Origin of the sequence: Algoriphagus locisalis (assembly GCF_900116615.1) — a bacterium.
Classification (GTDB): domain Bacteria; phylum Bacteroidota; class Bacteroidia; order Cytophagales; family Cyclobacteriaceae; genus Algoriphagus; species Algoriphagus locisalis.
Genome location: NZ_FPBF01000008.1, coordinates 267,730 through 292,232 on the forward strand (window position 1 = coordinate 267,730; position 24,503 = coordinate 292,232).

At 40.7% G+C, this 24,503-nt stretch carries 24 protein-coding genes; 12 read left to right on the plus strand and 12 right to left on the minus strand.

The features are described 5' to 3' along the window. The first annotated feature begins 26 nt into the window (after positions 1–26). Positions 27–632: an acyl carrier protein phosphodiesterase gene (locus BM386_RS20375; RefSeq protein ID WP_091697649.1), complete on the plus strand. Its 606-nt coding sequence runs from the start codon at positions 27–29 to the stop codon at positions 630–632. Then, entirely contained in the window at positions 619–1,074 is a 456-nt protein-coding gene (locus BM386_RS20380) for a hypothetical protein (RefSeq protein ID WP_091697567.1), read from the plus strand. The genes BM386_RS20375 and BM386_RS20380 overlap by 14 nt, the downstream gene beginning before the upstream one ends. 250 nt (positions 1,075–1,324) lie before the next feature. On the opposite strand, the gene BM386_RS20385 is transcribed toward BM386_RS20380, so the two are convergent. From BM386_RS20385 to BM386_RS20405, 5 genes are all read right to left on the minus strand, one after another. Next, positions 1,325–1,864: an inorganic diphosphatase gene (locus BM386_RS20385; RefSeq protein WP_091697568.1), complete on the minus strand. Its 540-nt coding sequence runs from the start codon at positions 1,862–1,864 to the stop codon at positions 1,325–1,327. A gap of 89 nt (positions 1,865–1,953) precedes the next feature. Beyond that, entirely contained in the window at positions 1,954–3,039 is a 1,086-nt protein-coding gene (locus tag BM386_RS20390; protein WP_091697570.1) for a hybrid sensor histidine kinase/response regulator, read from the minus strand. Beyond that, a complete protein-coding gene (locus BM386_RS20395; protein ID WP_091697572.1) occupies positions 3,032–5,128 on the minus strand; it encodes a 7TM diverse intracellular signaling domain-containing protein in 2,097 nt (698 codons plus the stop codon). Before BM386_RS20395 ends, BM386_RS20390 begins: the two co-directional genes overlap by 8 nt. Then, positions 5,125–5,811, minus strand: a complete 687-nt coding sequence (locus BM386_RS20400; RefSeq protein WP_091697573.1) for a hypothetical protein — start codon at positions 5,809–5,811, stop codon at positions 5,125–5,127. Before BM386_RS20400 ends, BM386_RS20395 begins: the two co-directional genes overlap by 4 nt. A 5-nt stretch (positions 5,812–5,816) precedes the next feature. Further along, positions 5,817–8,081: an Rv1355c family protein gene (locus BM386_RS20405; RefSeq protein WP_091697576.1), complete on the minus strand. Its 2,265-nt coding sequence runs from the start codon at positions 8,079–8,081 to the stop codon at positions 5,817–5,819. A gap of 194 nt (positions 8,082–8,275) precedes the next feature. Here BM386_RS20405 and BM386_RS20410 point away from each other — a divergent pair, with 194 nt between their 5' ends. Next, positions 8,276–8,749, plus strand: a complete 474-nt coding sequence (locus BM386_RS20410) for a response regulator (protein WP_091697577.1) — start codon at positions 8,276–8,278, stop codon at positions 8,747–8,749. Between the two features lies 1 nt (position 8,750). On the opposite strand, the gene BM386_RS20415 is transcribed toward BM386_RS20410, so the two are convergent. Genes BM386_RS20415 through porX form a run of 3 tightly spaced genes read right to left on the minus strand, consistent with a single transcriptional unit; the run spans position 8,751 to position 11,948 of the window. Further along, positions 8,751–9,962, minus strand: coding sequence for an alanine dehydrogenase (locus tag BM386_RS20415; RefSeq protein WP_091697579.1), 1,212 nt, complete (start codon positions 9,960–9,962; stop codon positions 8,751–8,753). After that, the gene (tsaE, locus tag BM386_RS20420) at positions 9,952–10,383 is read right to left on the minus strand and encodes a tRNA (adenosine(37)-N6)-threonylcarbamoyltransferase complex ATPase subunit type 1 TsaE (RefSeq protein ID WP_425285315.1); all 432 of its coding nucleotides are present in this window, start codon (positions 10,381–10,383) and stop codon (positions 9,952–9,954) included. Before tsaE ends, BM386_RS20415 begins: the two co-directional genes overlap by 11 nt. 8 nt (positions 10,384–10,391) lie before the next feature. After that, positions 10,392–11,948: a T9SS response regulator signal transducer PorX gene (gene porX, locus BM386_RS20425; protein ID WP_091697580.1), complete on the minus strand. Its 1,557-nt coding sequence runs from the start codon at positions 11,946–11,948 to the stop codon at positions 10,392–10,394. Between the two features lie 59 nt (positions 11,949–12,007). On the opposite strand from porX, the gene BM386_RS20430 reads away from it, so the two are divergent. From BM386_RS20430 to BM386_RS20455, 6 genes are all read left to right on the plus strand, one after another. After that, on the plus strand, positions 12,008–13,240 hold the full coding sequence (locus tag BM386_RS20430; protein ID WP_091697582.1) for an HD domain-containing protein: 1,233 nt from the start codon (positions 12,008–12,010) through the stop codon (positions 13,238–13,240). 17 nt (positions 13,241–13,257) lie between these two features. Next, complete coding sequence (gene lpxD / locus BM386_RS20435; RefSeq protein WP_091697584.1) at positions 13,258–14,280, plus strand: UDP-3-O-(3-hydroxymyristoyl)glucosamine N-acyltransferase; 1,023 nt, start codon at positions 13,258–13,260, stop codon at positions 14,278–14,280. 39 nt (positions 14,281–14,319) lie between these two features. Continuing rightward, complete coding sequence (locus BM386_RS20440; RefSeq protein WP_091697585.1) at positions 14,320–15,714, plus strand: bifunctional UDP-3-O-[3-hydroxymyristoyl] N-acetylglucosamine deacetylase/3-hydroxyacyl-ACP dehydratase; 1,395 nt, start codon at positions 14,320–14,322, stop codon at positions 15,712–15,714. After that, entirely contained in the window at positions 15,711–16,490 is a 780-nt protein-coding gene (gene lpxA, locus BM386_RS20445) for an acyl-ACP--UDP-N-acetylglucosamine O-acyltransferase (protein ID WP_091697587.1), read from the plus strand. The genes BM386_RS20440 and lpxA overlap by 4 nt, the downstream gene beginning before the upstream one ends. A 2-nt stretch (positions 16,491–16,492) precedes the next feature. Further along, entirely contained in the window at positions 16,493–17,113 is a 621-nt protein-coding gene (locus BM386_RS20450) for an ABC transporter ATP-binding protein (protein ID WP_091697588.1), read from the plus strand. 62 nt (positions 17,114–17,175) lie between these two features. Further along, positions 17,176–17,664 carry a hypothetical protein gene (locus tag BM386_RS20455; RefSeq protein ID WP_244545583.1) on the plus strand — a complete coding sequence of 163 codons (489 nt, stop codon included), beginning with the start codon at positions 17,176–17,178 and terminating at the stop codon, positions 17,662–17,664. A gap of 54 nt (positions 17,665–17,718) precedes the next feature. Here BM386_RS20455 and BM386_RS20460 read toward each other — a convergent pair whose 3' ends face one another. Together BM386_RS20460 and BM386_RS20465 are read right to left on the minus strand one after the other, a co-directional pair. Beyond that, complete coding sequence (locus BM386_RS20460) at positions 17,719–20,106, minus strand: endonuclease MutS2 (protein WP_091697590.1); 2,388 nt, start codon at positions 20,104–20,106, stop codon at positions 17,719–17,721. After that, entirely contained in the window at positions 20,106–20,456 is a 351-nt protein-coding gene (locus BM386_RS20465; RefSeq protein WP_091697592.1) for a DUF4296 domain-containing protein, read from the minus strand. Before BM386_RS20465 ends, BM386_RS20460 begins: the two co-directional genes overlap by 1 nt. A 106-nt stretch (positions 20,457–20,562) precedes the next feature. Here BM386_RS20465 and BM386_RS20470 point away from each other — a divergent pair, with 106 nt between their 5' ends. The 3 genes from BM386_RS20470 to BM386_RS20480 are packed head-to-tail and all read left to right on the plus strand — an operon-like array spanning position 20,563 to position 23,357. Beyond that, positions 20,563–21,441 (plus strand): DUF58 domain-containing protein, encoded by an 879-nt coding sequence (locus tag BM386_RS20470; protein ID WP_091697594.1) that lies wholly within the window; start codon positions 20,563–20,565, stop codon positions 21,439–21,441. Then, entirely contained in the window at positions 21,434–22,333 is a 900-nt protein-coding gene (locus BM386_RS20475) for a hypothetical protein (RefSeq protein ID WP_091697596.1), read from the plus strand. Before BM386_RS20470 ends, BM386_RS20475 begins: the two co-directional genes overlap by 8 nt. Continuing rightward, positions 22,314–23,357 (plus strand): vWA domain-containing protein, encoded by a 1,044-nt coding sequence (locus BM386_RS20480; RefSeq protein ID WP_091697598.1) that lies wholly within the window; start codon positions 22,314–22,316, stop codon positions 23,355–23,357. Before BM386_RS20475 ends, BM386_RS20480 begins: the two co-directional genes overlap by 20 nt. 16 nt (positions 23,358–23,373) lie before the next feature. Here BM386_RS20480 and BM386_RS20485 read toward each other — a convergent pair whose 3' ends face one another. Continuing rightward, positions 23,374–24,075: a sulfite exporter TauE/SafE family protein gene (locus BM386_RS20485; protein WP_091697600.1), complete on the minus strand. Its 702-nt coding sequence runs from the start codon at positions 24,073–24,075 to the stop codon at positions 23,374–23,376. Then, on the minus strand, positions 24,076–24,501 hold the full coding sequence (locus BM386_RS20490) for a FixH family protein (RefSeq protein WP_091697602.1): 426 nt from the start codon (positions 24,499–24,501) through the stop codon (positions 24,076–24,078). Positions 24,502–24,503 lie beyond the last annotated feature (2 nt).

The following is a 24,503-nucleotide window of genomic DNA, read 5'->3' on the forward strand; positions in this document are numbered from 1 at the left end:
TCCAAGGTTTTCCTAAAACAATTGCCATGAACTACCTCGCCCATGCATATCTTTCTTTTGATCAAGAAGAGGTGCTCGTGGGCAATTTTATTGGGGATTTTGTGAAAGGGAAAATGATGGAAACCTTCCCGCTAGACGTGCAAAACGGGATTAAACTTCACCGGGAGATAGATTTGTTTACTGATACTCATCCCTTGGTAAGAGCAGGGCAAAGTTATTTGAGACCAAAATTCAGGCATTACTCCACCGTCATTACCGATATTTTCTTTGATTATTTTTTGGCAAAAAACTGGTCAAACTACTCCCAAGTCCCACTAGAGGACTTTATTCAAAACACCTTTACTACACTGAACCAGCACCGTTTGCTTTTTCCAGATCGCTTTACAAACATGTTTCAATGGATGGAAAAAGACAACTGGCTATTGAAATACCGGGAAATTAAAGGTATCGAACAAACGCTCACCGGAATGTCTCGAAGAACCAGATTTGAATCTAAAATGGAGATTGCCCATTTAGCCTTGCTTGAGAAAGAAGCAGAATTTCAAGTGATATTTTTCGCTTTTTTCGAGGATTTGAAGACTTTTGCACAAGAAAAATTAATCGAACTTCAAGATTCCAATGCTGGTCATTAAACCAAAAGTATCCACCTACATTTCATTGAGCCTAGTGTTGCTCATCCTTATCTCTGGCTTGGTCTTTATCCTACGAGACTTTACTTACAAAGGAAGTTTCGGGATTTGGTTTTACCTGATTGCATGCACGCTGATAACCTTGGTGATTTTGATGCTTTTGGTGAAAATGCTGGCGGGATACCGATTTATCACAGCTGGAAGAGACCAGATCATCGTCAAATTACCCCTGAGAGGCTATTCCAAAACTTACCCAGTTTCTCAGATTCTGGCTTGGGAAGAAGAGGTGGTGTTAGCGAATAAAAAGGAATTTCGTCAGGTGACTATAGCATTCTCCGACAAGCAATCCATCTCCGTTTCCAATCACGAGCATGAAGCCTACAAAGATCTCGTGGCGTATTTGGCGAAAAAAGCGGGGAAGCAACGGGTGAAGGGAAAGAAGTAAGAGGTAAAAAGTGAGGAGCTGTTTGTGATCAGTCTGAGAAAATTAGAATCAAGAGACTAGAATCAAGATATCCTAATTCAAAGGTATTTGAGGTCTAAAAAGATGGAAACTACTAAAATCAGAGTAGTTCGAGTATATCTTTACAAAGGCACTTAAAATAAAAAATAGCGTCCTCTGCGCATACTTTGTGCCATTGGTGGCTAAACAAAAGACAAAAAAAAAGCCCGAGGAGATTTCTCAGGCTTTCAGTTTATTTTCTAGTTCGGAAGTTTTGATCGTAGAGATCAACACTTTCTTTGATAATGCGCATTGCATCTTCTTTACCAAGGAAGTCTTCAACTTTCACTTCCTTATTTTCCAACTTCTTATAGTCCTCAAAGAATCGGTGAACCTCCTTCATCAAGTGCGGAGGAAGATCGTCAATATCATTAATGTAATTGACAGATTGGTCTCCAGCAGCTACTGCGATGATTTTATCATCAGCTTCACCACCATCGATCATTCTCATTACCCCAATCACTTTTGCTTCTACTAAACACATAGAAGGAATATCGATCTGAGAAATAATAAGTATATCCAAAGGATCATGATCTTCACAGAAAGTCTGAGGAATAAACCCATAATTTGCAGGATAATGCACCGCAGAGAAAAGCACTCGGTCAAGCATCAGCATACCGGTTTTCTTATCCAACTCGTACTTTCCTTTGCTACCCTTAGGTATTTCAATTACTCCTGTTACGAATTCAGGGGCATTTTTCCCAATGTTGACGTCATGCCAGGGATTAATCATAATATCTTGAATTAGTTAATAAAAAGTTTAGCTTCTCAAAAGCTCAGGCAAAGATACAGTTTAGCCTGTAAATGCCCAGAAATCATCAGTTATTTCATACTTGGTAGTTGCACCTCAAATGTAGCCCCTTCTCCGAACACCGAAGTTAGGTTTACCTTTCCACCCATTTGCTCCACAGCTTCTTTGACCATATAAAGACCAAGCCCAGTACCTACATTCTTTTGGGTAGCTCGGGAAAACAAGTTGAATACATCAGGATGATGCTTTTCCTCTATTCCAATGCCATTATCAGCAAGCGTGATGGTGGCAGCATCTTCACCGACCTCGATATTTAAACTTATTTTATTTTCTGTCTGGTCTATTTTCTGGAATTGGACAGAATTGCTAAATAAATTATTGAGAATTACCCGGATTTTGGCATCATCTGAGTAAAAGGCAAATGGCTGATTAATTTGAATATCAACCTGAATATGATCAATACTAAACTTTGCTTTATACGCTGAAAGTTGTTGGTCAACTATTTCTTTGAAATTGATCTCTGATATTTTGTTATCAATTTTAGTAGATCTGTAGAAGTCAAGCATTTTGAAGATATAGTCGTCCAGCTTACCTGTGGCACTATCTATCATGTCAAAATACTCCATAGCATCAGGATCTTTAAGCTCCATTTTAGCCAACTTGGAAACTCCTGAAATGCTCATTAACGGCCCTCTCAATTCATGGGACAAGCTATATACAAACTGATTCATCTCAGAATGAAGCTTTTTGAGCTTAAGATTTTTATCTTTCAGCTCCCGCCGCATAAAGTAGATATCCGCAGCATTTTTGATGGAATTTTTGATCTGCTCTATATTCCAGGGCTTATCTATAAATCGATAAACCTCCCCTTTGTTGATCGCGTCAATCACTGAGGCAATATCCGAATAGCCTGTAAGTAAAATACGGATTGGGTCTGGATTAAATTTCACCAACTCCTCAAAGAACTCTGTACCAGTCATCCCCGGCATTCTCTGATCGGCAATAACTACATGAATCTCTTCCTCTCTGGCGATTTTCAGCCCCTCATCAGCATCTATGGCTGTAAAAATTTTAAAGTCCTTTCTTAACGTAGCTCTGAAAGACTTTAAATTATTGTCTTCATCATCTATATAAAGGACATGGATTTTATCATTCATAGCGTTGAGAGCTTTGGTAAATAGGAAGTGTTATTTTAAATGTAGTCCCCTGGCCCTCTTCCGTAATTACTTCCAGCGTTCCTTTGTGATTTTCAATAATAGAATAAACTATTGAAAGCCCCAAACCTGTGCCTTTCCCAACTGCTTTGGTAGTGAAGAAAGGTTCGAATATTCGTTGCTTTACGTGCTCTGGCATACCAGGCCCGTTATCTGAGATTTCTATACTCACAAAATCCCCCAAAGACTTGGTTCTAAGTTCTATTTTCGGATCAGAAATCGTGTCAATGTGATCTGCTAAAGCATGAACCGCATTGTTGATGATATTCATGAAAACCTGGTTGATCTTACCCGCCAGACACTCCACCATCGGAAGCTCACCAAAATCACGAATGATTCGTATTCTAGTAGGCATCGTACTATTCAGCAAGATAATGGTACTATTGATCCCGTCATGCACGTCCACTTTTTTCATATCCTGCTCATCCACACGTGAGAAAAGCCGAAGACCTTTTACAATTTCAACAGTTCTTCTGGCACCATCATCCATACCTTTCAGAAGCTGATCTACCTCTTCCAGCACATATTCCAGTTCTAAGTCTTCTTCCAATTGTTTGGCTTCTTTCAGTGATGCTGGGGTAAACTCCTTAATCCCGGTGGTTCTATAAAACTCAATCACCTCCATGATATCCTTGATATCTCGCTTGAGTGGCATGATATTGGAACTCACAAAGTTGATTGGGTTATTGATTTCATGAGCAATACCAGCAGTCAATTGCCCTAGTGAAGCCATTTTTTCCTGATTTACTAACTGGCTTTGGGTATTCTGCAGATTACGCAGTGCCTGCTCCAGTTCATCGGTTCGTATTCTTACTTTATCCTCCAGCATTGCATTTTGCTCCCGAACGAGTTGCTCATTTTCTGCCAATACAATGAGACGTTCTGCCTGTTCTTTTTCCTTCTCTTTCTTGAGAATGTTGATCTTATCTGCCAGGGCAAATGAAAGTAGCAAAGCTTCTGCTGCTGAGCCGAAGGTGAATATATAATTAGTAAAAAAGTTATTCGGTAAAACATTCAAATCATTCAATAAGAATATTACCATCCCCAAGATCAATAAAGACCAGGAAATAAGGAAGAATTTAGCAGGTCTATATCCATTTCTAAAACTATAAATAGAAATAAAAAGTAAATAAAACGGGACAATTCCTAGAAAAACTTGTAATACACGAACTCGGGAATTTATACTTCCTATATCAAATAGGAAGGCAAGAAAGACCAGACAATAAATAAAAATAATAGACAAACCTATATTGCAATATTTTTTATTTATTTCTCCAATTTTTAAAAATTTAAGAGAATAGTAAATACCAACTATATTGACCAGAACCGTACTGAGAAAATAGGAATTTTGTTTCAGGAAAGCACTTTCAGGCCAAAGGTAAACATCCAAGTACCCTGATATAATACCTTGAGTCATGCCCACTACAAAAATGTAAGTGATGTATAATCCATAAATTTTATCTTTCGTGGATACCCAGAGAAATAAATTATAGAAGAACATAGCTATAACTATCCCAAAGTAAAGTCCAAACAAGACATTTCTCTCGTCAATAGAAAGCTGGAACCTTTCCTCTTCTACTATGTCAATAGGCACAGTAACACTACCGAAACTTTGAATCCTCACATAAAACACGCTACTCCCGGTATCAGGAAGGCTAGCTGTATTGAAAAAACTTGCATAGTTTTCTTTTTTAAAGTTCAAGCGACCTAGCTCAGCCACTAATCGACCGTCTTGGTCAAATATTTCAATATCAGTTAGCATTGGATTATTGAAAACGATTAAAGCTTCGCCATCTATAAACCTTTCCTCTTTCACTGCCATTTTGATATAAAACTCCTTTTCATAATGACCTAAAGAAATATATGGCTCATCGATTTGGATGACAGAGTCGGGATCTTGAGTCATAAAAGCCTTTAAATCAGGAGTCTTTTCAGACTCTAAGCTGTAACCTATGTAATCAAAATCAACTTGCCTTTCGGAACAGGATGCTAAAGCAATTAGGAATATGAGGTAAAGGAGAATTTTTCTCATATGATGTAGGAGGTATATTCAAGAATCACACTTCTTCCACGATAATTTTCTTCAATGATCAAATGGTCATTTTCTCTGATTTTTTGGACAGATTCTCTAAACTCCGGAGTTACTAGTGGTAATCCGACCGCATCGTGTAGTTTCATTGCCGTTGCAATCAAGTCCAATTTCGGGTAATAAAAAGTACCGTTATTTCCCACCTGGGTAAGAATTTCATAGCCGGTTTCATAGCCAAGTTTTACAGTCATGGGAGCTAGTAATGCATACATTGAAGTTAGTCCAAGTTTAGGTGCTAGAGCTAGGCATGCTTTAGACATAAAGATTGCTCCAATCCCCATCCCTGTTATTTTTCGGGAATTCCAAAGACCACAGATTTCGCCAGTACCCGCATCGATATCTTTGTTGATAATATCTCTTATGCTTTTATCTAGGTCTTCGATTGCCTCTACAATAGGAAGCGGATGTTCAGCATTTGCCTTGTGGATTCTTGCACCCCCGTAGATTAGGCCATCTTCATCAGACTCTACGATCACGACGATCACATCTGGGTTTTCCATCCATTTGTCGTTGGCAGAAGTCACCTTCTTCACACCAATACTTTCCAATACCTGTCGATGGCCTTCAACAAATTTCAGACACCTTTCTCGGTCATCTACTGCCTTAAATGCGATTAGTTTAAACATCCGAATTACAGAATAATCAAACTTTCAGTGATATCTTTTCTATAAGAGCGCATTGAAGGTTCGCCAGCTTGGTTTATCCTTATCATAAATAGTTTTTCTTTCATCCCTGAAGGAAATAATTGATCCAGCTGATTTTCAAATTTACCGATTTGCGAGACTTCCATTTCTGTAAAACCATTTATCACTTCCCGCTTTACTCGTTGGAATATAAACAATGAGGCCGACACAGGCTGCACACTGAACCCTGCTAAATTTGCAGCAATCCAGATTCTTTGCAGTGCTATGCCTGCTTTTAGTATCCATTGAGGTGAATACTCGTCCACCGAAAGCATTACAACTGCCGAGGATGTCAATATGGTATTGTCACCTATTTTACTCAAACCATGCCCCAGATCATGCTTTCTAAAAAACTCCACTGTACCAGGATCTTTAATTAGACCCATTGCGGCGCGAGCTCCCTTTTCAAGTTCCAAAGTCGCAACATCTATCCCATCTTTGCTCTGGATCGCTTCTTGATCAGACCAACGAATCTCACTGATAAAATCTTTATAACCTTGCTCATGGAGTAGTCTAATCCTATCCATTCCTCCCAAGATTGGGCTTAGTGATTTTAGTTGATCATCACTAGTCAGAGCTTGGAAATCAATTCCAAGCTCATTCGCCAATTCTTTAAAACTATCTAATTTTTCCTCGCTAATACGTGCTCTTGAAGTATTCTTCCGGTTGGTACTGCGAAGATCGATACCTTCAACTAGACTGCCATGAGGAACTTGTAGTGGATGCCCATTTTTCGAAACAAAATAAACTGATGCAATCAATTCTTGGTCAAATCGCTCAATTTGGAAATCAATCTTCACTGCGATTCCAATTCTAGCTGCCTCCAAACGCAAATTTTCCAACGCTGCCCCAAATGCCAAGAGAGAGCCGGTTCCTTTGTAATCAAGCAGAGAAATACTTCTTTGCTTATCATGAAGCAAATGTAATACGCCTTGTTTGTCATACACCCATTTCCACGGCTGCGCATTTCCGCCTGATGGGGCTGTATTTGCTTTTGCTATCAATCCGAGCAACTCCTCTCGACTGAGCAAATAATCTGACCCGCTACCCTGAGTAGGTAAGTGCTCTAATAAACTATCTATTTTAGTTTCTTGTATTGGCGGAGTTGTACTTTGCAGAAATGGCTTTTGATGAATAATATCATCTAAATCAACATAATACCTTCCCGAATCCATGATATCTCCCAACAATAACTTCCTGGAGCTATGGGCGATAGAAGCACCTCCAAGAAAAACTGAGGATCCTAATTGAGGCCAAGAAGTGATGGTTTGGTTCACCTCAAGCAATGATGCTTTCATTCGTGTGGACACAGTGCTTATCCCTGTTATCTTAAGTGCCATCGGCACTTTCTGATCTTTTGTCAATAGTTTTAACTCTTTATAATCCACCTCACCCAAAAGTCCATGAAAAATTTCCCGAGAAGGCTCCAAGTCAAATCTTTCCACATCCAACATGCCCCGATCAGACGTTTCCATGAGGACAGGTATCTGTTTTGACCTTGCTCTTTCACGCGCCAAAATTTTAATATCCAAACTGTCACATTCGTCAATCAACAAATCTAAATTCCCCCCATCAGACAAGAATTCTTCAATATTTGCTTCACTGATGCCCTCCCTATAAACTTTGAGTTTCAAATATGGATCAATCTCGGAAATTGTTCTTGCCGCCAAAACCACCTTCTCTATACCCAGATCCATTACTCCTGCATTGATTCTATTCAGATTACTTAGCTCTAAGGTATCAAAATCAGCCAGTCTTAATTCTCCAAACCCCCTTTCCATTGTCATGGCATAGGCAATACTCTGGCCTACTGATAGGCCTATAATACCCACTTTTTTTTCCCTTAATTTCCTCTGCTCTTCAGGGGTGATTTTATAATGGTTGCGCTGTGTCCTGACTTTGATAAAGTCTTCCTCTGGCAGCAGTCTTACCAGCACTTTTCTCCATGGGTAATAAACCCAATTCCCATATTGATCTCTTGGATACTCTTCAAAAAACTGCGCAAGAGCAGCATCCAAATTCTCATTAGAAAATGTTTGTGAAGGATTATTAGCCTTAATCAGTTCTTTTACCTGATCGTCCAAATGATCAAGTAGGGTGACTTCTTGGCTATCATACAACTCCCTGAAAATCAATGAATCCAAAAAATCCTTAGGAACAAAGATTAACGGAAGCATCTGATAATCAAGATGAATCTGGGTACTATCTAACATGTTATGTTATCAGGGGTGATAAAGTGGAGTAAAGTTAATTTTTTCAACTATAAGTCCAATTTTTTAATAAGTTTTATAGTGTGCCTTTTTATATTAGTATTTACAAAGCACTAAAAAACAGATTTCCTTTGTTATTTTTAGAAAAAAACACTCTTTGATTGTAACGTATCGATAGTTTTAGACAAATTTGTCAGATGGAAACCACGCCTCAAGAAAAAATAAAAATACTTTATGTCGATGACGAGGAAAACAACCTCCAGGCATTCAAAGCAACTTTTAGAAGGGATTATAAGATTTTCCTAGCAATAGACGCTCCAACGGGCCGGGAGATCCTTTCAAAAGAAGAGGTGGACATAATCATTACAGATCAAAGAATGCCAGGCGAAACTGGGGTAGAATTCTTAGAATCTATCATTCCTGTTTATCCAAATCCTATCCGGATCCTACTGACAGGTTACACTGATATACAGGCTGTTATTGACGCAATCAATAAAGGGCAGGTTTATCATTATTTGACCAAGCCTTGGGAAGAAGACTACCTGCGAACAGTCATAAAAAATGCCTACGAAATCTATCAGTTGCGGAGAGAAAACGAACAACTGACCAAAGCACTTATCAAGGCCAATGATCAATTGGAATTTATTCTAAGGCAAAACTTGCTTTCTTAAATTAATACCTAGCCGCAAGTAACAATTGCAGCTCTTTGTGGCTCATTTCAAACTTCCGCCCCAGATAGGCATTAGTCAGACTGCCTCTGTAGGTGTACACGCCTCTCAAAAACCATTTATAATTGAATATCATTTCTTCGGCACCGCCTAAGTCTGCCATTTGAAGAATTATTGGAGTGAAGATATTACTCAATGAATAGGAAGCTGTTCTGGCTACTCGGGACGCAATATTAGGAACACAATAGTGGATGATGTCATGGACCTGATAGACAGGTTCATCATGCGAAGTCATCCTTCCTGTCTCAATGCAACCTCCTTGATCGATAGCCACATCAATAATGATACTGCCATGCATCATATTGGCCACCATTTCCTCAGATACCACAATCTTATTTCTCCCCTTCTCTGCCCGAAGAGCTCCAATCACCACATCTGCTTCTGATAGTGCCTGATTAAGGCTAAAATTATCAATGGTCGAAGTGTAGATCTGCTGACCTAGCAACTGCTTCAATCTGCGCAGTTTGTAAATATGATTATCAAAAACCTTAATATTTGCCCCTAAACCCAAAGCTGTCCTAGCAGCATATTCTGCTACAGTACCAGCGCCTATGATCACAACCTGAGTTGGCGGTACTCCTGTCACGCCTCCCATGATCAATCCTTTTCCACTATTTTCACTGGACAGGTATTCGGCAGCAATAAGCATCACGGTGCTTCCGGCTATTTCTGACATGGCACGCACTACTGGCATCCCTCCAACCTTATCCTCTAAGTATTCGAAAGCTACCGAAGTGATTTTCTTTTGATTTAGGGTTTGGATAAACTCTTTGCTCTGTCTTTCCAGCTGTAAAGCAGATATCAAACAACTCCCCGTACTCATATAACTCAGCTCCTCCTCTGTAGGCGGATCGATTTTGAGTACAACCTGCGACTCAAAGACCTCTTTTTTGGAGTTGCTGACTTTAGCTCCAGCATCAGAAAAATCCTGATCAGAAAACTTTGATTGAAGGCCTGCTCCAGCCTCCACCACTACACTGATACCGTTGTTTGTCAATAGCCCGACCGATTCCGGTGTGATTACTATTCTCTTCTCCTGCGAAGAAACTTCCTTTGGCAATCCTATGACCAAGGAATGATCTCTTTTTCTCACCTTGGCCGGAGCTTCTTTTGGGATCAGCCCCACGGCTGTTAGTTCATCTATTTCAGCTGGCATTCTCTATGTGTTGTAATTTCAAGCTTCTTTTTGATTCAGAATCATTACTGATCCGAATTAGGAAAAATTTCTCTGGCAAAAATGCAGCTATTTTCTCAGCCCACTCCAACCAGCAATAATTCCCACTATAAAAATACTCTTCTATTCCAATATCCAAGGCTTCTGCAGGATCGTCCATCCTATAAAAGTCAAAATGGTAAAAAACATCACCATCCTGATTTTCATAATGATTGACAATCCCAAAGGTAGGGCTACTTACTTGGTCTATTACTGCAAAGCTTTTTGACAAAGCCTTAATCAGCGTAGTCTTACCAGCTCCCATTTCTCCCTGAAATACCCAAACTTTTTCCTCAGCTGCGGCTTCTTTCACAACCGTAACGGCATTTCCTATATCCTCTAGCTCGTAGGTGAATTCAGTCAAGTGCTCTATTATTTTGGTGACAGATGAACGATCGGAATGATCATTTCCTCCAAAGATACACCTCCATGCTGAAAAGTATCCTTATAGAAGTTCACATAATAGTTATAATTATTTGGGTAAGCGAAGAAATAATCCTCTACCGCAAACACATAAGTAGATGAAACATTCAATCTTGGCAGCTTGGCATCTTCAGGTTTTTTGATCTCAAAAACCTTCCCTTGCTCAAAATTCAAGTTCTTTCCTTGCTTGTAACGAAGGTTTGTAGTCACATTTTTATCCCCTATGATTCGGTATGGCTTATTCACTCGTTTGGTTCCATGATCAGTGGTAATGATCACCTCGGCCCCAGCATCATGAATTTTTTTCAATAACTCAAACAAGGAAGAATGCTCAAACCAACTGGTAGTCAAAGACCTATAGGCAGACTCATCGGGAGCCAGCTCCCGGATCATCTTCATGTCAGTTCTGGCATGAGAGACCATATCGACAAAGTTATAGACTAACACGTTCAGGTCATTTTGAAGAAAGGTGTGGAACTGTTCCAAAACAGCCTTTCCCTGATGAGCCTGGATAATTTTGTTATAGCTAGATTTAATCGAAAGCCGGTTTTTCTCCAAGTTGATTTTCAACCATTCATCTTCAAAGTTATTTTTGCCTTCATCAGAATCCTCATCTTCCCAGAAATTGGGATAGAATCTGGCCATGTCCATGGGCATCATACCGCTGAATAATGCATTCCGGGCAAAAGCTGTAGTGGTTGGCAAAATACTATAATAGGTATCTTTATCCTTGATATTGAAATAAGGGGCGACAATTGACTCAATATCTTCCCATTGATCCAGTCGAAAATTATCTATCACAATAAAGAAAAGGGGCTTTTTCTCTTGAAGCTGCGGGAAAACCTTTTTCTTCATCACCTGATGGGAAAGTAAAGGCTTCACCGGATTTTTCTCCTGCATCCAGTCTAGATAGTTTTCCTTAATGAATTTACAGAAGTTGGCATTTGCTTCAATCTTCTGAGATTCCAGCACAGGAAGCATGTTTTTGTTCTCAGTATCATCGATCTGCATTTCCCAATAAGTCAGCTTACGATAGATATCAGCCCAATCCTGATGATCCTCGGCATCGTCAAATGCCATACTGATATTCATAAAGTCCTGCTGATAACTCTGCGTAGTACGCTCATCGATCAGCTGCTTGTTTTGCAGTAGTTTTTTCACCGAGAGCAAAATCTGGCTGGGATTGATCGGTTTGATCAGGTAATCGGCGATTTTCCCTCCGATCGCGTCATCCATGATGTGTTCTTCTTCACTTTTGGTGATCATCACCACAGGCACTTGTGGCTTGATTTGCTTGATTTGTTGTAAAGTTTCTAGCCCGGTCATCCCAGGCATCATTTCATCAAGAAAAATCACATCGAAGTTTTTTTGTTCTACTTCCTCTATGGCATCCACGCCAGAATTGACAGTAGTTATAGCATAGCCTTTTTGTTCGAGGAAAAGAATATGTGGTTTGAGCAAGTCGATTTCATCGTCAGCCCAGAGTATGTTGAATTTTTGAGACATTACAGGTTCCGTTTCTTTTAAAATTATAATTACTTTTGAGGCAAACAAAAAAGGCCTCCTTGAAAAGCCAGAAGATACTAAACGACCCGGTTTACGGATTTATCACGATCCCAAGCGAGTTGATTTTTACGATTATCGACCATCCTTATTTTCAGAGATTGCGAAGGATAAAGCAACTGGGTCTGACTGATTTTGTCTATCCCGGAGCACTCCATACCCGATTTCATCATGCGATTGGGGCAATGCACTTGATGAGCATTACGCTAGACAATCTACGAAATAAAGGCACTGAAATCACAGATGAAGAATATGAAGCGGCGTTAATCGCCATTCTTTTGCATGATATCGGACATGGCCCATTTTCACATGCTTTAGAATATAGCTTACTCAAGGGCGTACCCCATGAAGACCTTTCACTCTTGATTATAGAACTCCTGAATCAGGAGTTTGGTGGCAAATTAAACCTTACTTTAAGAATATTTAAGAATCAATACGAACGCAAATTCTTTCATCAATTGGTTTCCAGTCAGTTAGACATTGACCGATTGGATTACTTGCAGCGTGATTGTTTTTTCACAGGCGTTTCAGAAGGAACCATCGGGGCAGATCGTATCATCAAAATGATGGATGTAAAAAATGATCAGGTAGTCATAGAGGAGAAAGGGATCTACTCCATAGAAAATTTCCTGAGTGCTAGACGTCTCATGTATTGGCAGGTTTACCTTCACAAGACGACTGTCAGCGCCGAGAAAATGCTGATTAAACTTATTCAGCGCGCCAAATTCCTTCGCCAGTCTGGTGAGCAATTCACCATCACTGAGGAGTTTGACTACTTCTTGAAGAACGATCCCACATTAGCTGATTTCCGAACTAATCCAGTTCTTTTGCGCTTATTTCTCGAAATGGATGATTTGGATATATGGGGAGCGGTAAAGCTTTGGAAAAACCATCCGGATTATGTGCTTAGAAATATTTCCCAAATGTTTTTGACTCGAAACCTATTTAAGATCAATCTTACCAACGAGCCCTTTTCAGCTGAAGAAATTGTTCATTTAAAGGAGAAAACGATTGCCAAACTTCAAATACCTGAAGGCGACTTGGATTATTTCTTTTCGCATGGCGCTGTAAGCAATTATGGATATTTGGCTAAAGACAGAATTAATATTTTGACAAAAAAGGGACAGGTTATTGATGTGGCACAGGCAGCCGACCTTCCGAATATCAAAGTCATGAGTAAAATCGTGGAGAAACACTATGTATGTAAGGCCAAAAGCCTAAATTTAAATTATTAACTCCGTTTATACTGTTTATGGAATTTACCCTCGGACAAGTTGCTGCAATCCTACAGGGAAAAGTAGAAGGCGATGAAAACCAAAAAGTATCACGCTTGGACAAAATCCAAGAAGGTAAACAAGGTGGTATAAGTTTTTTGGCGAACGAAAAATACACACCTTTTATCTATGAAACGGAGGCCACTGCCGTAATTGTTTCTAATAATTTCACTCCTACAAAAGCGCTAAAAACAAACCTCATCCGCGTTGAAGATGCTTACAATGGTTTCACTAAACTCCTAGAAGCTTATTCAATGCTTATGAAAAGCAGCCTCGTCGGAGTTGAAGAGCCATCCTACATGGATGCTACCTCGACCATGGGAGATCAAGCCTATAGAGGGGCGTTCTCTTATATTGGGAAAAACTGCAACTTAGGTGACGCTGTAAAATTACACAGTCACGTGCATATTGGTGACAGAGTGAAAATCGGAAATAATACCATCATTCACCCTGGTGCAAAAATCTGTTCTGATACGGTAATCGGCGAAAATTGTGAAATTCATCCTGGTGCGGTAATTGGTTCGGATGGCTTTGGGTTTGCTCCACAGGCAGACGGTAGCTACAAACCTATTCCACAAATTGGAAATGTAATTCTTGAAGACAATGTAAGCGTAGGAGCGAACAGCACCATTGATTGCGCAACGATGGGATCTACTTTAATCAAAAAAGGAGCGAAAATTGACAATATGGTTCAGATTGCACATAATGTTGTTATCGGTGAAAACACAGTGATTGCCTCCCAAACAGGGATTTCCGGATCAACAATTATCGGTAAAAACTGTGTAATCGCGGGAAAAGTTGGCATTGTCGGTCACATCACTATCGCTGATAATACCACCATAGGAGCGAATACAGGTATTAGTAAATCAATCAAAGAATCCGGAACCACCTTGTTTGGATATATGGCGATGGACGTGAAAAATTTCTTGAAATCGTACTCAATCTTCAAAAAGCTCGGCTCTATAGAAGACCGCGTAAGAGAACTAGAAAAAAAGCAGTAAATTTGCAGCCTTTAGCATGCTGAACGGTTCAAAAATCAGATGAAAGTAAAACAACACACCATTAAAAAGCAGGTGGAATTATCCGGAGTGGGTCTCCATACCGGAGTCATTTCGAATATGACATTCCTACCTGCACCCCCAAATCACGGATATAAGTTTCAACGTATTGACTTGGAAGGCAGACCGACTGTGGACGCAGATTGCGACCTCGTAGTAGATGTATCCAGAGGAACTACCTTGGAGCAAAATGGTGCTCGGGTTTATACTGTAGAACATGTATTGGCAGCTTTGGTAGGTTTAGAAATAGACAATGTACTCATTCAGCTAGACGGACCTGAGCCTCCGATTATGGATGGATCATCGATTCAGTTTATTGAAGTATTGGAAGAAGCGGGGCTCGAAGAGCAAAATGCACTTCGTAGATTCTTTGAAGTGCAGGAAAGTATACAGTACAAAGATTCAGCTCGTGAAGTAGAAATGGTGGCTTTGCCAACAGACAACTACCGCGTAACTGTTATGGTGGATTACAACTCACCAGTTTTAGGAAGCCAGCATGCTTCGATTACAGACATTGGCCAATTCAGATCAGAAATCGCATCATGCCGTACGTTCTGCTTTTTGCATGAGTTGGAAATGCTTTATAATTCCAACCTGATCAAAGGTGGGGATTTGAATAATGCCATCGTTGTGGTGGATAGAATAGTAGAGGAAGCTGAGTTGGTGAATTTGGCTAAGATGTTTAACAAGCCAAAGGTCGAGGTGAAAAAGGAAGGCATTTTGAATAACGTGGATCTCCGCTACCGAAATGAGCCCGCTCGTCATAAGTTACTTGATGTAGTTGGAGACTTGGCATTGGTAGGACGTCCACTCAAAGCTCAGATAATGGCAGCCCGACCTGGTCACGCGGCGAATGTCGCTTTTGCAAAAAAAATAAAGCGTGCGATGGAGAAGTCATCTTCTTCGCACATCCCATATTACGATCCAAAGCTCCCTCCAGTGATGGATATCAACCAGATTAGCAATATTCTGCCGCACAGATATCCTTTCCAGCTTTTGGATAAAATCATCTACCTAGATAATACGGTAGTGGCTGGTGTGAAAAATGTAACGATAAACGAACCGTTTTTCATGGGTCACTTTCCTGCAAACCCGGTAATGCCGGGCGTATTGCAAGTGGAAGCTATGGCCCAAACAGGGGGGATTTTAGTTTTGAGTACAGTAGATGATCCAGAAAATTACTGGACTTATTTCCTTGGGATCGAAAACTGTAAGTTTAGAAAAATGGTCCTTCCTGGTGATACTCTCATTTTTAAATGTGAACTTTTGGCCCCGATAAGAAGAGGTATAGCAAAAATGCGTGGTGAAGCTTATGTAGGTAATACACTAGTATGTGAGGCCGTAATGACAGCAAGCATAACCCGAAAAGAATCATGATCAGTCCTTTAGCTCACATTGACCCAAAAGCAATAATTGGAAAAAACGTCCATATTGACCCGTTCTCTATGATTGGAGAAAATGTCACTATCGGCGATAATACCTGGATTGGGCCAAACGTAACCATTTTTTCAGGTGCTACAATAGGGAAAAATTGCAAGATTTTCCCTGGCGCAGTCATCGCTGGAATTCCTCAGGATTTGAAATTCCAAGGTGAAGACTCCACAGTAATGATCGGAGATAACACAACCATTCGTGAATGTGTCACGATCAGCCGGGGAACTGTAGAAAAACAAACCACTGTGATCGGAAGCCATTGTTTATTGATGGCCTATGTTCATGTGGCGCACGATTGTGTGATTGGAAGCCATGTAATCATTGCTAACTCCGTACAAATCGCCGGTCACGTATCCATAGATGATTGGGCAATTGTTGGTGGCTCAAGTGCCGTACATCAGTTTGTGAAAATCGGAATGCATGCGATGGTTTCAGGTGGTTCTTTGGTCAGAAAAGACGTTCCTCCTTTCACTAAGGCTGCAAGAGAGCCACTTTCTTATGCAGGTGTGAATTCGTTAGGATTGAGAAGAAGAGGTTTTTCCAGCGAATCTATTTCCCACATTCAAGAAGTATATCGTTATCTTTTCCTCAACAGCATGAACAACAGCCGAGCTTTGGAAGAAATCGAAGTAAACCTACCAGCTACCAAGGAAAGAGATGAAATTTTGAATTTCATACGCTCTTCTGAACGTGGTGTAATGAAAGGCTACATCAATTAACTATGCTAAAAATCCACTTAGACGAAGCTTCAAAACGCTTCCAATACGAATGGATTTTTAAAAATCTAAGTCTTGAATTATCTCAAGGTAATTCGCTCGCGATTACAGGAAGTAATGGTTCTGGGAAATCTACCTTACTCAAATGCCTGAGTGGAGCAATTCCTATTTCCTCTGGCAAAATCGTATATATATACCATGAAAAGTCACTGGCGGAAGCTGAATGGTTTTCATATTTGGCTATTTCCGCTCCGTACATGGAGCTGCCGGAGGAATTCAGTTTGGAGGAAATACTAAATTTCCATTTTAAATTTAAAAAGCCGTTGGATTCAATTTCATCGGATGAAATAATTGAGCAGCTTTATTTAACTCAGCATAAGTCAAAGCAAATCAGTCAATTTTCATCGGGTATGAAGCAGCGATTGAAACTCGGGCTGGCACTTTTTTCTGATGTTCCTTTTATTTTACTGGATGAACCAACTTCAAATCTCGATCGAAAAGGAATAGAATGGTATCAAGAAATGATGCAGCAATATGGTCAAAATAGAATTCTTGTAATCTGTTCCAATGAACCCAGAGAATATGGATTTTGCGAGCAAAAAATAGTGCTTGAAGACTATAAGTAGCTAATAGCATTAAACTTTAATTCCTATATTTAAATTTACGGCTAACACTATTCAAGCATAAAATGAAATCCCCTCTTATTAGACTTTTCATCCTGGCATTTGCCATGTTCATTATTCAAAGTTGTGGTGGTGACGACCCAGAGCCTACCCCTCCAGCTAAGACAGCAGAAGAGTTGGCTATCGAAGCCTTGACAGGAACAGGCACGCAGGCTTGGGGCATTGATGGAGGCGGATCTGTGCTCCGTGATGGTACGGCAGTCACAGACTTATATGCTGGCTTTGAACTGGTGATAAAGTCAGGAACGGCAAAAACCTACACCTCTGCAAACAACAATGACCTTTTCGATGCATCCGGAACTTGGACTTTTGCTGGGTCAAACTTTGACAAATTCACACTATCAGGCTCAAAACCAGCCGCAGGAAGAGAAATCTCATTTACTCAAAACAATGACAACTTAACGCTCACCTTCACTATCCCTGCTCCTGGAGCAAGAATTAATGGTGTTTTGGCTGTTGCAGGAAATTATACTTTTAACCTGCTGAAGAAGTAAGCTATAGCGAATCTTAAACAAGAAAGGGAAGCGTGATTGCTTCCCTTTCTTATTTTATTTCAGTGTGACCAAAGTGACTCCCGCACCTCCCCGATCTGCATGTTCATCCTCCATGTGACGAACCTGGCTCATGTCTCTAAGGAAATTTCGCGTCAAATCTCTCAAGATTCCATTCCCCTTTCCGTGAACGATTCTCAAATCCTTTACTCCGAGCATGTGACCTTCATCGATGAAAGTCTGGATCAAAGAAAGAATCTCTTCTCCCCGTTTACCCCGAATATCTAGATTAGGGGAATAGTCCATCATTTTCTCATTGGTATTGTATCCACTGCGAGACACCGCTGCCTTTTTCTCTTTCTTTACTTCGCCCAGAGATATTTTCTCCAATCTGGAAAGCTTCACTTTGGACTTGAGTTCTCCGATCGAAACTTCAATCTCATTGCCTTTCACTTGGAGAACTTCGGCTACTGCGCCATTATCTTTCACTCTCACCCAGTCTCCAGCAGAGATTCGCCCCGCCAAAACCTTGATTTCAGGGCTTTTTATCACATTCTTTTCAGGCTTGACTTTCTCTTTGAATTCTTCCAGTTCTTTACGAACCTGCTTAGTGGCTTCCTTCTCTGCTTTACCTTCTTTGATCTCGCGTATAGTAGCCTCAATCTTTTTATTTGCCTGATCCAGCAGTTGCTTCGCTTCTTGTTTGGCCTCTTGGAGATAGCGCTTTTTAGTCGTCTCCATCGTCTCCTTCAGTTCATTGTATTCCTGAAGGCGGGTTTTTAGCAAGCGTTCCTTAGCTTTTACATCTGCCAGCAACGTAGCATATTGGTTTTTCTCATTCTCCACTTGCGTGAGTAATCGATCGTAGCGAACTCGCTCTTCACCGATTTGCTCTTTGGCATATTTCAGAATCTCCTTAGGAATCCCAATTTTGGAAGCGATCTCCAGCGCGAACGAAGAGCCTGGCTTACCAATTTCAAGTTGGTAAATTGGTTCCAGCTTGTCAACATCGTAGCGCATTGCACCATTCACCATACCTTGGTTTTTATTGGCAATTTGCTTCAGGTTACCATAGTGAGTTGTAATCACACCATAGGCGCCGAGTTTATTTAGTGCCAAAAGAATAGATTCGGCAATCGCGCCACCAAACTGAGGCTCGGTACCTGTTCCAAATTCATCGATAAACAGAATTGTTTTTTTATTGGCAAAAAGCGAAAAATGCTTCATGCTCATCAAGTGCGAGGAGTAAGTACTTAGATCATTTTCCAAGTTCTGCTCATCTCCTATATCGATAAAGAAATTATCAAAAAGAGAGCTTTTGGAATCCGGATGAACGGGGATCAAAATCCCACATTGCAACATGTACTGAAGCAGTGCAACGGTTTTTAGCGTAACCGACTTTCCTCCAGCATTTGGTCCAGAGATAACTAATAATCGCTCATGACCACCTAGTTTCACATCTAGAGGCACGATACTTTTCCCTTGGGACTTTAGCGCCATTTCCAAAAGTGGATGTCTGGCTTTGGTCCAAGTCAATTGTCTTTCCTTAGTGATTTCAGGTTTACAGCTATCGGTTTTTTGAGCGAATTTTGCTTTGGCCCGGATAAAATCAATTAAGCCAAGAAAATTAGTAGCCTTTCTAAGAGCTGGAATAGCCGGTCTGATTTTATCAGTCAGCTGGGTGAGAATCTTAATGATCTCTCTTCGCTCCATGTATTCCAGGTCCCGGATCTCATTATTGATATCCAAAGCCTCTTCCGGCTCCATAAACACTGTCTGTCCTGTGGCTGATTCGTCATGGATAAACCCCCGCAGCTTACGCTTATTCTCTGCTGCAACAGGAATAACCAGTCTGCCGGACCTGATTGTAATCGCTGAGTCTTCGGGAGTAAGTCCTTTAGCTCTTGCTTCTTTGAACACCCGCTCCATGACTTTGCGCAAGCGGCTTTCCTCATACAGAATCTGCGTGCGGATGAGCTGTAATTCCCGACTGGCATTGCTACGCATTTTGCCCTTCTCGTCAATAATCAGCTCAATAGCTTTAAGCAAACTCATATCCAGATCCATCAGCAAGCCTAGTAGCTGGCTGAGCACCGGGTACTCCTCTTCTCTTTTCTGAAAGAAAGAAATACATCCTCTGAGTGTATCAAGAGCGAGTTTGATTTCATAAAAATCTTCTACATCTAGGAAAGCATTTTCCAGCTTTGCCTTCTCCAAATAAGGATTAAGATTGGTGAAATTGGAAGAGGGAAATAGCTCCCCTGATATCAAAATCTGGCGAAATTCTTCAGTTTGGTCAAGCAGCTTGTTGACTAAATTGAAATCAGAGGAGAAAGCCAAACGATCAACATACTGCTGACCAAGCGCTGAGGTACACTCTGCTTTTAGCAGTTCTTTGACTTTTATGAAATTTACTTTTTGTTCGAGATTGCGTGGGTATAGCATTAGAATTGGTCTATCAGTCCTCCGGCAGATTCTCTTACTACGAGAGAATCGATCACACGAGAATAAATCCGCTCCATTTCTGAAGGATCACGGAGGTAATACAACATGCTTTGAGTGAAAACAGAATCACTCACCTGATGTTTGATAAAAACATCTCTTTCAAGCAGATTATAGAGTACTTTTGAAGAATCGTAGGCTACAGGCATAGCACTCGTAAGTCCCTCAGTCAGATGAATATCTATCAGGACTTCTACCATTTTATCTTCAGGCAACAACCCCTTCGGCTTGTTGCTAGAATTGCAGCTAGCAAGGTATAGAATGCAAAAACTTAATATCAGAATTCTTTTCACAGGTCAAAATTAGGTTTTTTTAACGGAAAAACTCCCCACCCTTCATGTAAGTGAAATTTTATAATTCAGCTTAGAAGCATAACTTAGGCCGTTCAAATCACCAATCATGAACGAATTATTCAGCAAGCTCAGAAAATACGAAGTCATGATCCGAAAGGTGGCTAATAATCACCTGCAAGGAGAATATCAGTCCCTTTTTAAAGGGTCAGGATTGGAGTTTGATGATCTCCGTCCTTATCAGTATGGCGATGATATCCGTACCATAGAGTGGAAAGTGTCTGCTAAGGGACACGGGACTTTTGTCAAAACGTTTCGTGAGGACAAAGAACAATCGGTATTCTTCCTTTTAGACATAAGCGGGAGCCAGGACATTGGTCAGCCGGGAAACAAGAAAATTGATCAAGGTAAGATCATCGCAGGTGTACTGACGCTGGCGGCGGTGTTTGAAGGAAGTCAGGTAGGCTTGATCAGTTACTCCGACCAAAAAGAAAAATTGATTCTCCCATCCAAAGGAAGCAAGCAGGGAGTGAAAATGATTCGAGGGATTTTTGACCATGAAAACAATTCCCTGAAAACGGATCTGAATTCGATGTTTATGTTCGCTTTGAACCTCATCAAGAAAAGAGCAGTGATCGTGATTATTTCAGACTTTATAGATGAAGGCTACGAGCGTCCATTTAGAGCGATGGCTGAGCGACATGATGTAGTGGCCATTCAGTTGACTGACCCTCGGGAGTCGGCTTTACCTTCCTTAGGAATTATCCCTGTTTTTGATAAAGAAAAAGGAAAAACAACCTGGGTGAATACCGCCTTCGGAAGCTTTTCTAAAAAAATAGCAGATACCTTTACTTCAGAGCGAGAGAACTTGAAAGATATTTGTAAAAAGAATCAAATAAACTATTTGGCTATAGACACCACTCAGGATATAGTAGGCCCACTTCTCGAGCTATTTAAGTACCGAAACAAAAGCATGAAACGTGGTTAAAACGCTCAAAATCTTTTTCTTTTTATTACTGATTCCTTTGGTGAGCAATGCACAGCAGATCAAAGTGGAGGGGTATTTCATGCAAGATTCCGCAAAACTGGGCGAGCGGGTAGGCTATGTGTTGAAGGCTACTTATCCTGAATCTGCCCACATTATCTTTCCTGATTCTACCTTTGATTTTTCGCCGATGGTACTACTGGAAAAGAAGACCTTCATATCCTCTACCCAAGACAGTATCACGCAGGATAGTACGATATATTATGTTTCTAATTTTTCTTTGGACCAGAGCTCTTACCTTACCCTACCCGTATATGAACTGGCGAGGTACGACAGTGTGGTGCATTATCCATTGGAGGCAGAGCTGAAGCTGAAACTTGCACTAGATAGCATCCCAGAGCAGTTGGTTTTCCAGCAAAACAACGTTTACCAAACCTTAGAGAAATCCTTCAACTGGATCATTATAGGAGTACTTTTGGGTGCGTTACTGCTAGTGTTAGGCGTGTTATACTTTTTCTTTGCAGATAAAGTTCAAGAATACTGGAAAGAAAGAAGAGAGAAAAGAAGGTGGGAACGATTTGAAAAACAGTGGAAAACTCAAACAACAAAACTTACTGAAAGCCCATCAATTGAAACTGCTGATGAGGTAATCGGCCTCTGGAAGGGCTACATGGAGAGTATCACCCAACTTCCTGTGAGAGAGTGGACTTCCAGTGAGATCGGCGAACGAATGGGCAATCTGGAGATCTTCAAGGCGCTTCGAGCGATAGATTTAATCATTTATGCAGGAAAGTCTTCTCAAAGTGTAGAGGCGACAAACTATCTATTGGAAGTAGCAAAAGAGAAATACCAGGAAAAACAAACCAAAATCAAGCATGAGAGAGCAGCTGTCTGAATTCTTTAGCTGGTCCTGGTTTTTACCCGAGACCTTCAAAAGTTTTGAATGGGAAAATCCTATCCTACTGAATTTGATCTGGATCATTCCGGTTTTTATTCTTTTGAGGACCTTCGTAAAGTTCCTGAAAAACCCAGTTCTGGAACTTTCCCTTCCAAAGCGTATCGCAAACAATAATCCTTGGACCTATTTACGTTTAATTCCAGCTGGATTTTTCTACCTCTTTTTGATTTTACTTGTGGTCGCTTTAGCCCGGCCACAACGCAGCAATGAGCGTGTAGAGCAATTTACAGAGGGAATAGATATCATGCTTGTATTGGATATTTCAGAATCGATGGATCTGCAGGACTTCACCCCTAACCGACTGGAGGCAGCCAAAGCCACTGCAATTGACTTTATCAACGGACGGGTGGGCGATAGGATCGGGATGGTGGTATTCGCTGGAGAGGCCTATTCATTGGCACCTTTGACAAATGACTATGAGTTACTGACAGATCTGGTAAATGAAATCTCATTCAGCATGATGGAAGCCAAAGGTACCGCTATTGGTTCGGCACTAGCCGCAGGTACCAACCGGATGAAGGAATCTGAGTCAGCATCCAAAGTGATGATACTTCTCAGTGACGGGGAAAGTAATGCAGGTAATGTCGATCCATTATTTGCTGCTAATCTTGCTTCTGCTCTGGATATCAAGCTTTACACAATTGCTATGGGAAAAGATGGTCTTGTCCCTTATGGCACTGACTTCTTTGGCAGACCTCAGATGGTGGAGAGTTACCTGGATGAATCCACACTTCGTGAGATAGCCAAAGTGGGCAATGGAGAGTTTTTTAGAGCCGCGGATGGAGGGACATTAGCTTCAATTTTTGATAGAATTGATACGCTAGAAAAGACAGAAGTAATCGAAAACCGGTACAAGGAAACGGCCGACTACTATCGAATTTACCTTTTCTGGGGCTTGATCTTATTCTTCGTGTGGCTTGGGCTAAAGAGTAGCTTCTTAAACAATTTCCTGCTCGATTAACCAATCATCTTTGAAGCTATTCGCACATTGTAATCTCAATCTGCTCACTTCCATAATCAAAAGCCTGAAGATCAGGGCTGAAAAAGGCTCCAACCCCTAACCCTCTGAAAACAAAAAGTATCCCTATAATCACGCCGATATAAGGAATTGCTTTCTGGAATTTTTGTCTCATTTGAACTGAGACTAAAGATCCCGAGTACATTAAAACCAGTAGTAGCGGTATCGTTCCTATTCCAAAAAAGAACATATACGTGGCACCTAGAAATGGGCTTTGCAACCCAAGTGCTGCCACCAAGGCCATATAAACCATGCCGCAGGGAAGGAGTCCATTAGCAAGGCCTGTAGCGAAAAATGCTATGGCACCACCAGCTTTAAGAAAGTGATTCAATTGCCTTTTCACCCAAATAACTAAACCTGAGAGAGCTGGAATGGCCATAAACTGGTCAGCTTTTTTATTACTAAGAGCCAACAGCAAAATAAGCAATCCGATTGCGATCGAAAAGCTTTGCTGAACCCCAGCAAGGGACAGCGAAAATCCGAGACTACCTACGAGTAAGCCTAAAAGAGCATAAGTAGTACTTCGCCCAAAATTATAAAGTAGTTTATGATAGAAATACGAGGATTTACCTTTCCCTCCCACTGCCAAAGCAATAGGCCCGCACATTCCCACGCAGTGAAATGAGCCTAAAAAACCAAGCAGAAAGGCTGTCCAAAGCATTTAAAGTGTGATTTTTTCCTCCTGATAATGCTCAACCCCATTTTCAGTCCAATTGAGTTTAATCTTCCAATAACCAGACTTAAGCTCCTTTAAAGGAATCTGAGTTATTCCAGTATGCGTAACATCAACTTTGATTTCCTGATCCAGAGTAGAATCGGAAGGACGAAAAAGCTGAAGTGAACCTTTGCTCCCATTCGGAAGATCAAGTTCAATAATTTTTGATTGCTTATCAAAAGAAATCACTTGCCGACCTAACTCATCTGCAGATTTAGATTCATCGATTCTATCCTGATACTTGATCTCTTCTTCGTAGTAATTCTCGGTAACCAACTCAATTCCATCCATTTTAACAGAAATCACCACCATGGTCATTATCAAGACTACAAATCCAATAATTGTCAGTACTATTCCTTTTCCCCAATCCATAA

Excerpts from the sequence above, each read along its gene's own strand:
- BM386_RS20395 (WP_091697572.1), bottom strand. The coding sequence starts at position 5,128 with ATGAGAAAAATTCTCCTTTACCTCATATTCCTAATTGCTTTAGCATCC.
- BM386_RS20450 (WP_091697588.1), top strand. The coding sequence starts at position 16,493 with ATGCTAAAAATCCACTTAGACGAAGCTTCAAAACGCTTCCAATACGAA.
- BM386_RS20415 (WP_091697579.1), bottom strand. The coding sequence starts at position 9,962 with ATGCCAGCTGAAATAGATGAACTAACAGCCGTGGGGCTGATCCCAAAA.
- lpxD (WP_091697584.1), top strand. The coding sequence starts at position 13,258 with ATGGAATTTACCCTCGGACAAGTTGCTGCAATCCTACAGGGAAAAGTA.
- BM386_RS20460 (WP_091697590.1), bottom strand. The coding sequence starts at position 20,106 with ATGCTATACCCACGCAATCTCGAACAAAAAGTAAATTTCATAAAAGTC.
- lpxA (WP_091697587.1), top strand. The coding sequence starts at position 15,711 with ATGATCAGTCCTTTAGCTCACATTGACCCAAAAGCAATAATTGGAAAA.
- BM386_RS20400 (WP_091697573.1), bottom strand. The coding sequence starts at position 5,811 with ATGTTTAAACTAATCGCATTTAAGGCAGTAGATGACCGAGAAAGGTGT.
- BM386_RS20390 (WP_091697570.1), bottom strand. The coding sequence starts at position 3,039 with ATGAATGATAAAATCCATGTCCTTTATATAGATGATGAAGACAATAAT.
- BM386_RS20380 (WP_091697567.1), top strand. The coding sequence starts at position 619 with ATGCTGGTCATTAAACCAAAAGTATCCACCTACATTTCATTGAGCCTA.
- BM386_RS20470 (WP_091697594.1), top strand. The coding sequence starts at position 20,563 with ATGAACGAATTATTCAGCAAGCTCAGAAAATACGAAGTCATGATCCGA.
- BM386_RS20490 (WP_091697602.1), bottom strand. The coding sequence starts at position 24,501 with ATGGATTGGGGAAAAGGAATAGTACTGACAATTATTGGATTTGTAGTC.
- BM386_RS20405 (WP_091697576.1), bottom strand. The coding sequence starts at position 8,081 with ATGTTAGATAGTACCCAGATTCATCTTGATTATCAGATGCTTCCGTTA.
- BM386_RS20455 (WP_244545583.1), top strand. The coding sequence starts at position 17,176 with ATGAAATCCCCTCTTATTAGACTTTTCATCCTGGCATTTGCCATGTTC.
- porX (WP_091697580.1), bottom strand. The coding sequence starts at position 11,948 with ATGTCTCAAAAATTCAACATACTCTGGGCTGACGATGAAATCGACTTG.
- BM386_RS20410 (WP_091697577.1), top strand. The coding sequence starts at position 8,276 with ATGGAAACCACGCCTCAAGAAAAAATAAAAATACTTTATGTCGATGAC.
- BM386_RS20375 (WP_091697649.1), top strand. The coding sequence starts at position 27 with ATGAACTACCTCGCCCATGCATATCTTTCTTTTGATCAAGAAGAGGTG.
- BM386_RS20440 (WP_091697585.1), top strand. The coding sequence starts at position 14,320 with ATGAAAGTAAAACAACACACCATTAAAAAGCAGGTGGAATTATCCGGA.
- BM386_RS20485 (WP_091697600.1), bottom strand. The coding sequence starts at position 24,075 with ATGCTTTGGACAGCCTTTCTGCTTGGTTTTTTAGGCTCATTTCACTGC.
- BM386_RS20385 (WP_091697568.1), bottom strand. The coding sequence starts at position 1,864 with ATGATTAATCCCTGGCATGACGTCAACATTGGGAAAAATGCCCCTGAA.
- BM386_RS20480 (WP_091697598.1), top strand. The coding sequence starts at position 22,314 with ATGAGAGAGCAGCTGTCTGAATTCTTTAGCTGGTCCTGGTTTTTACCC.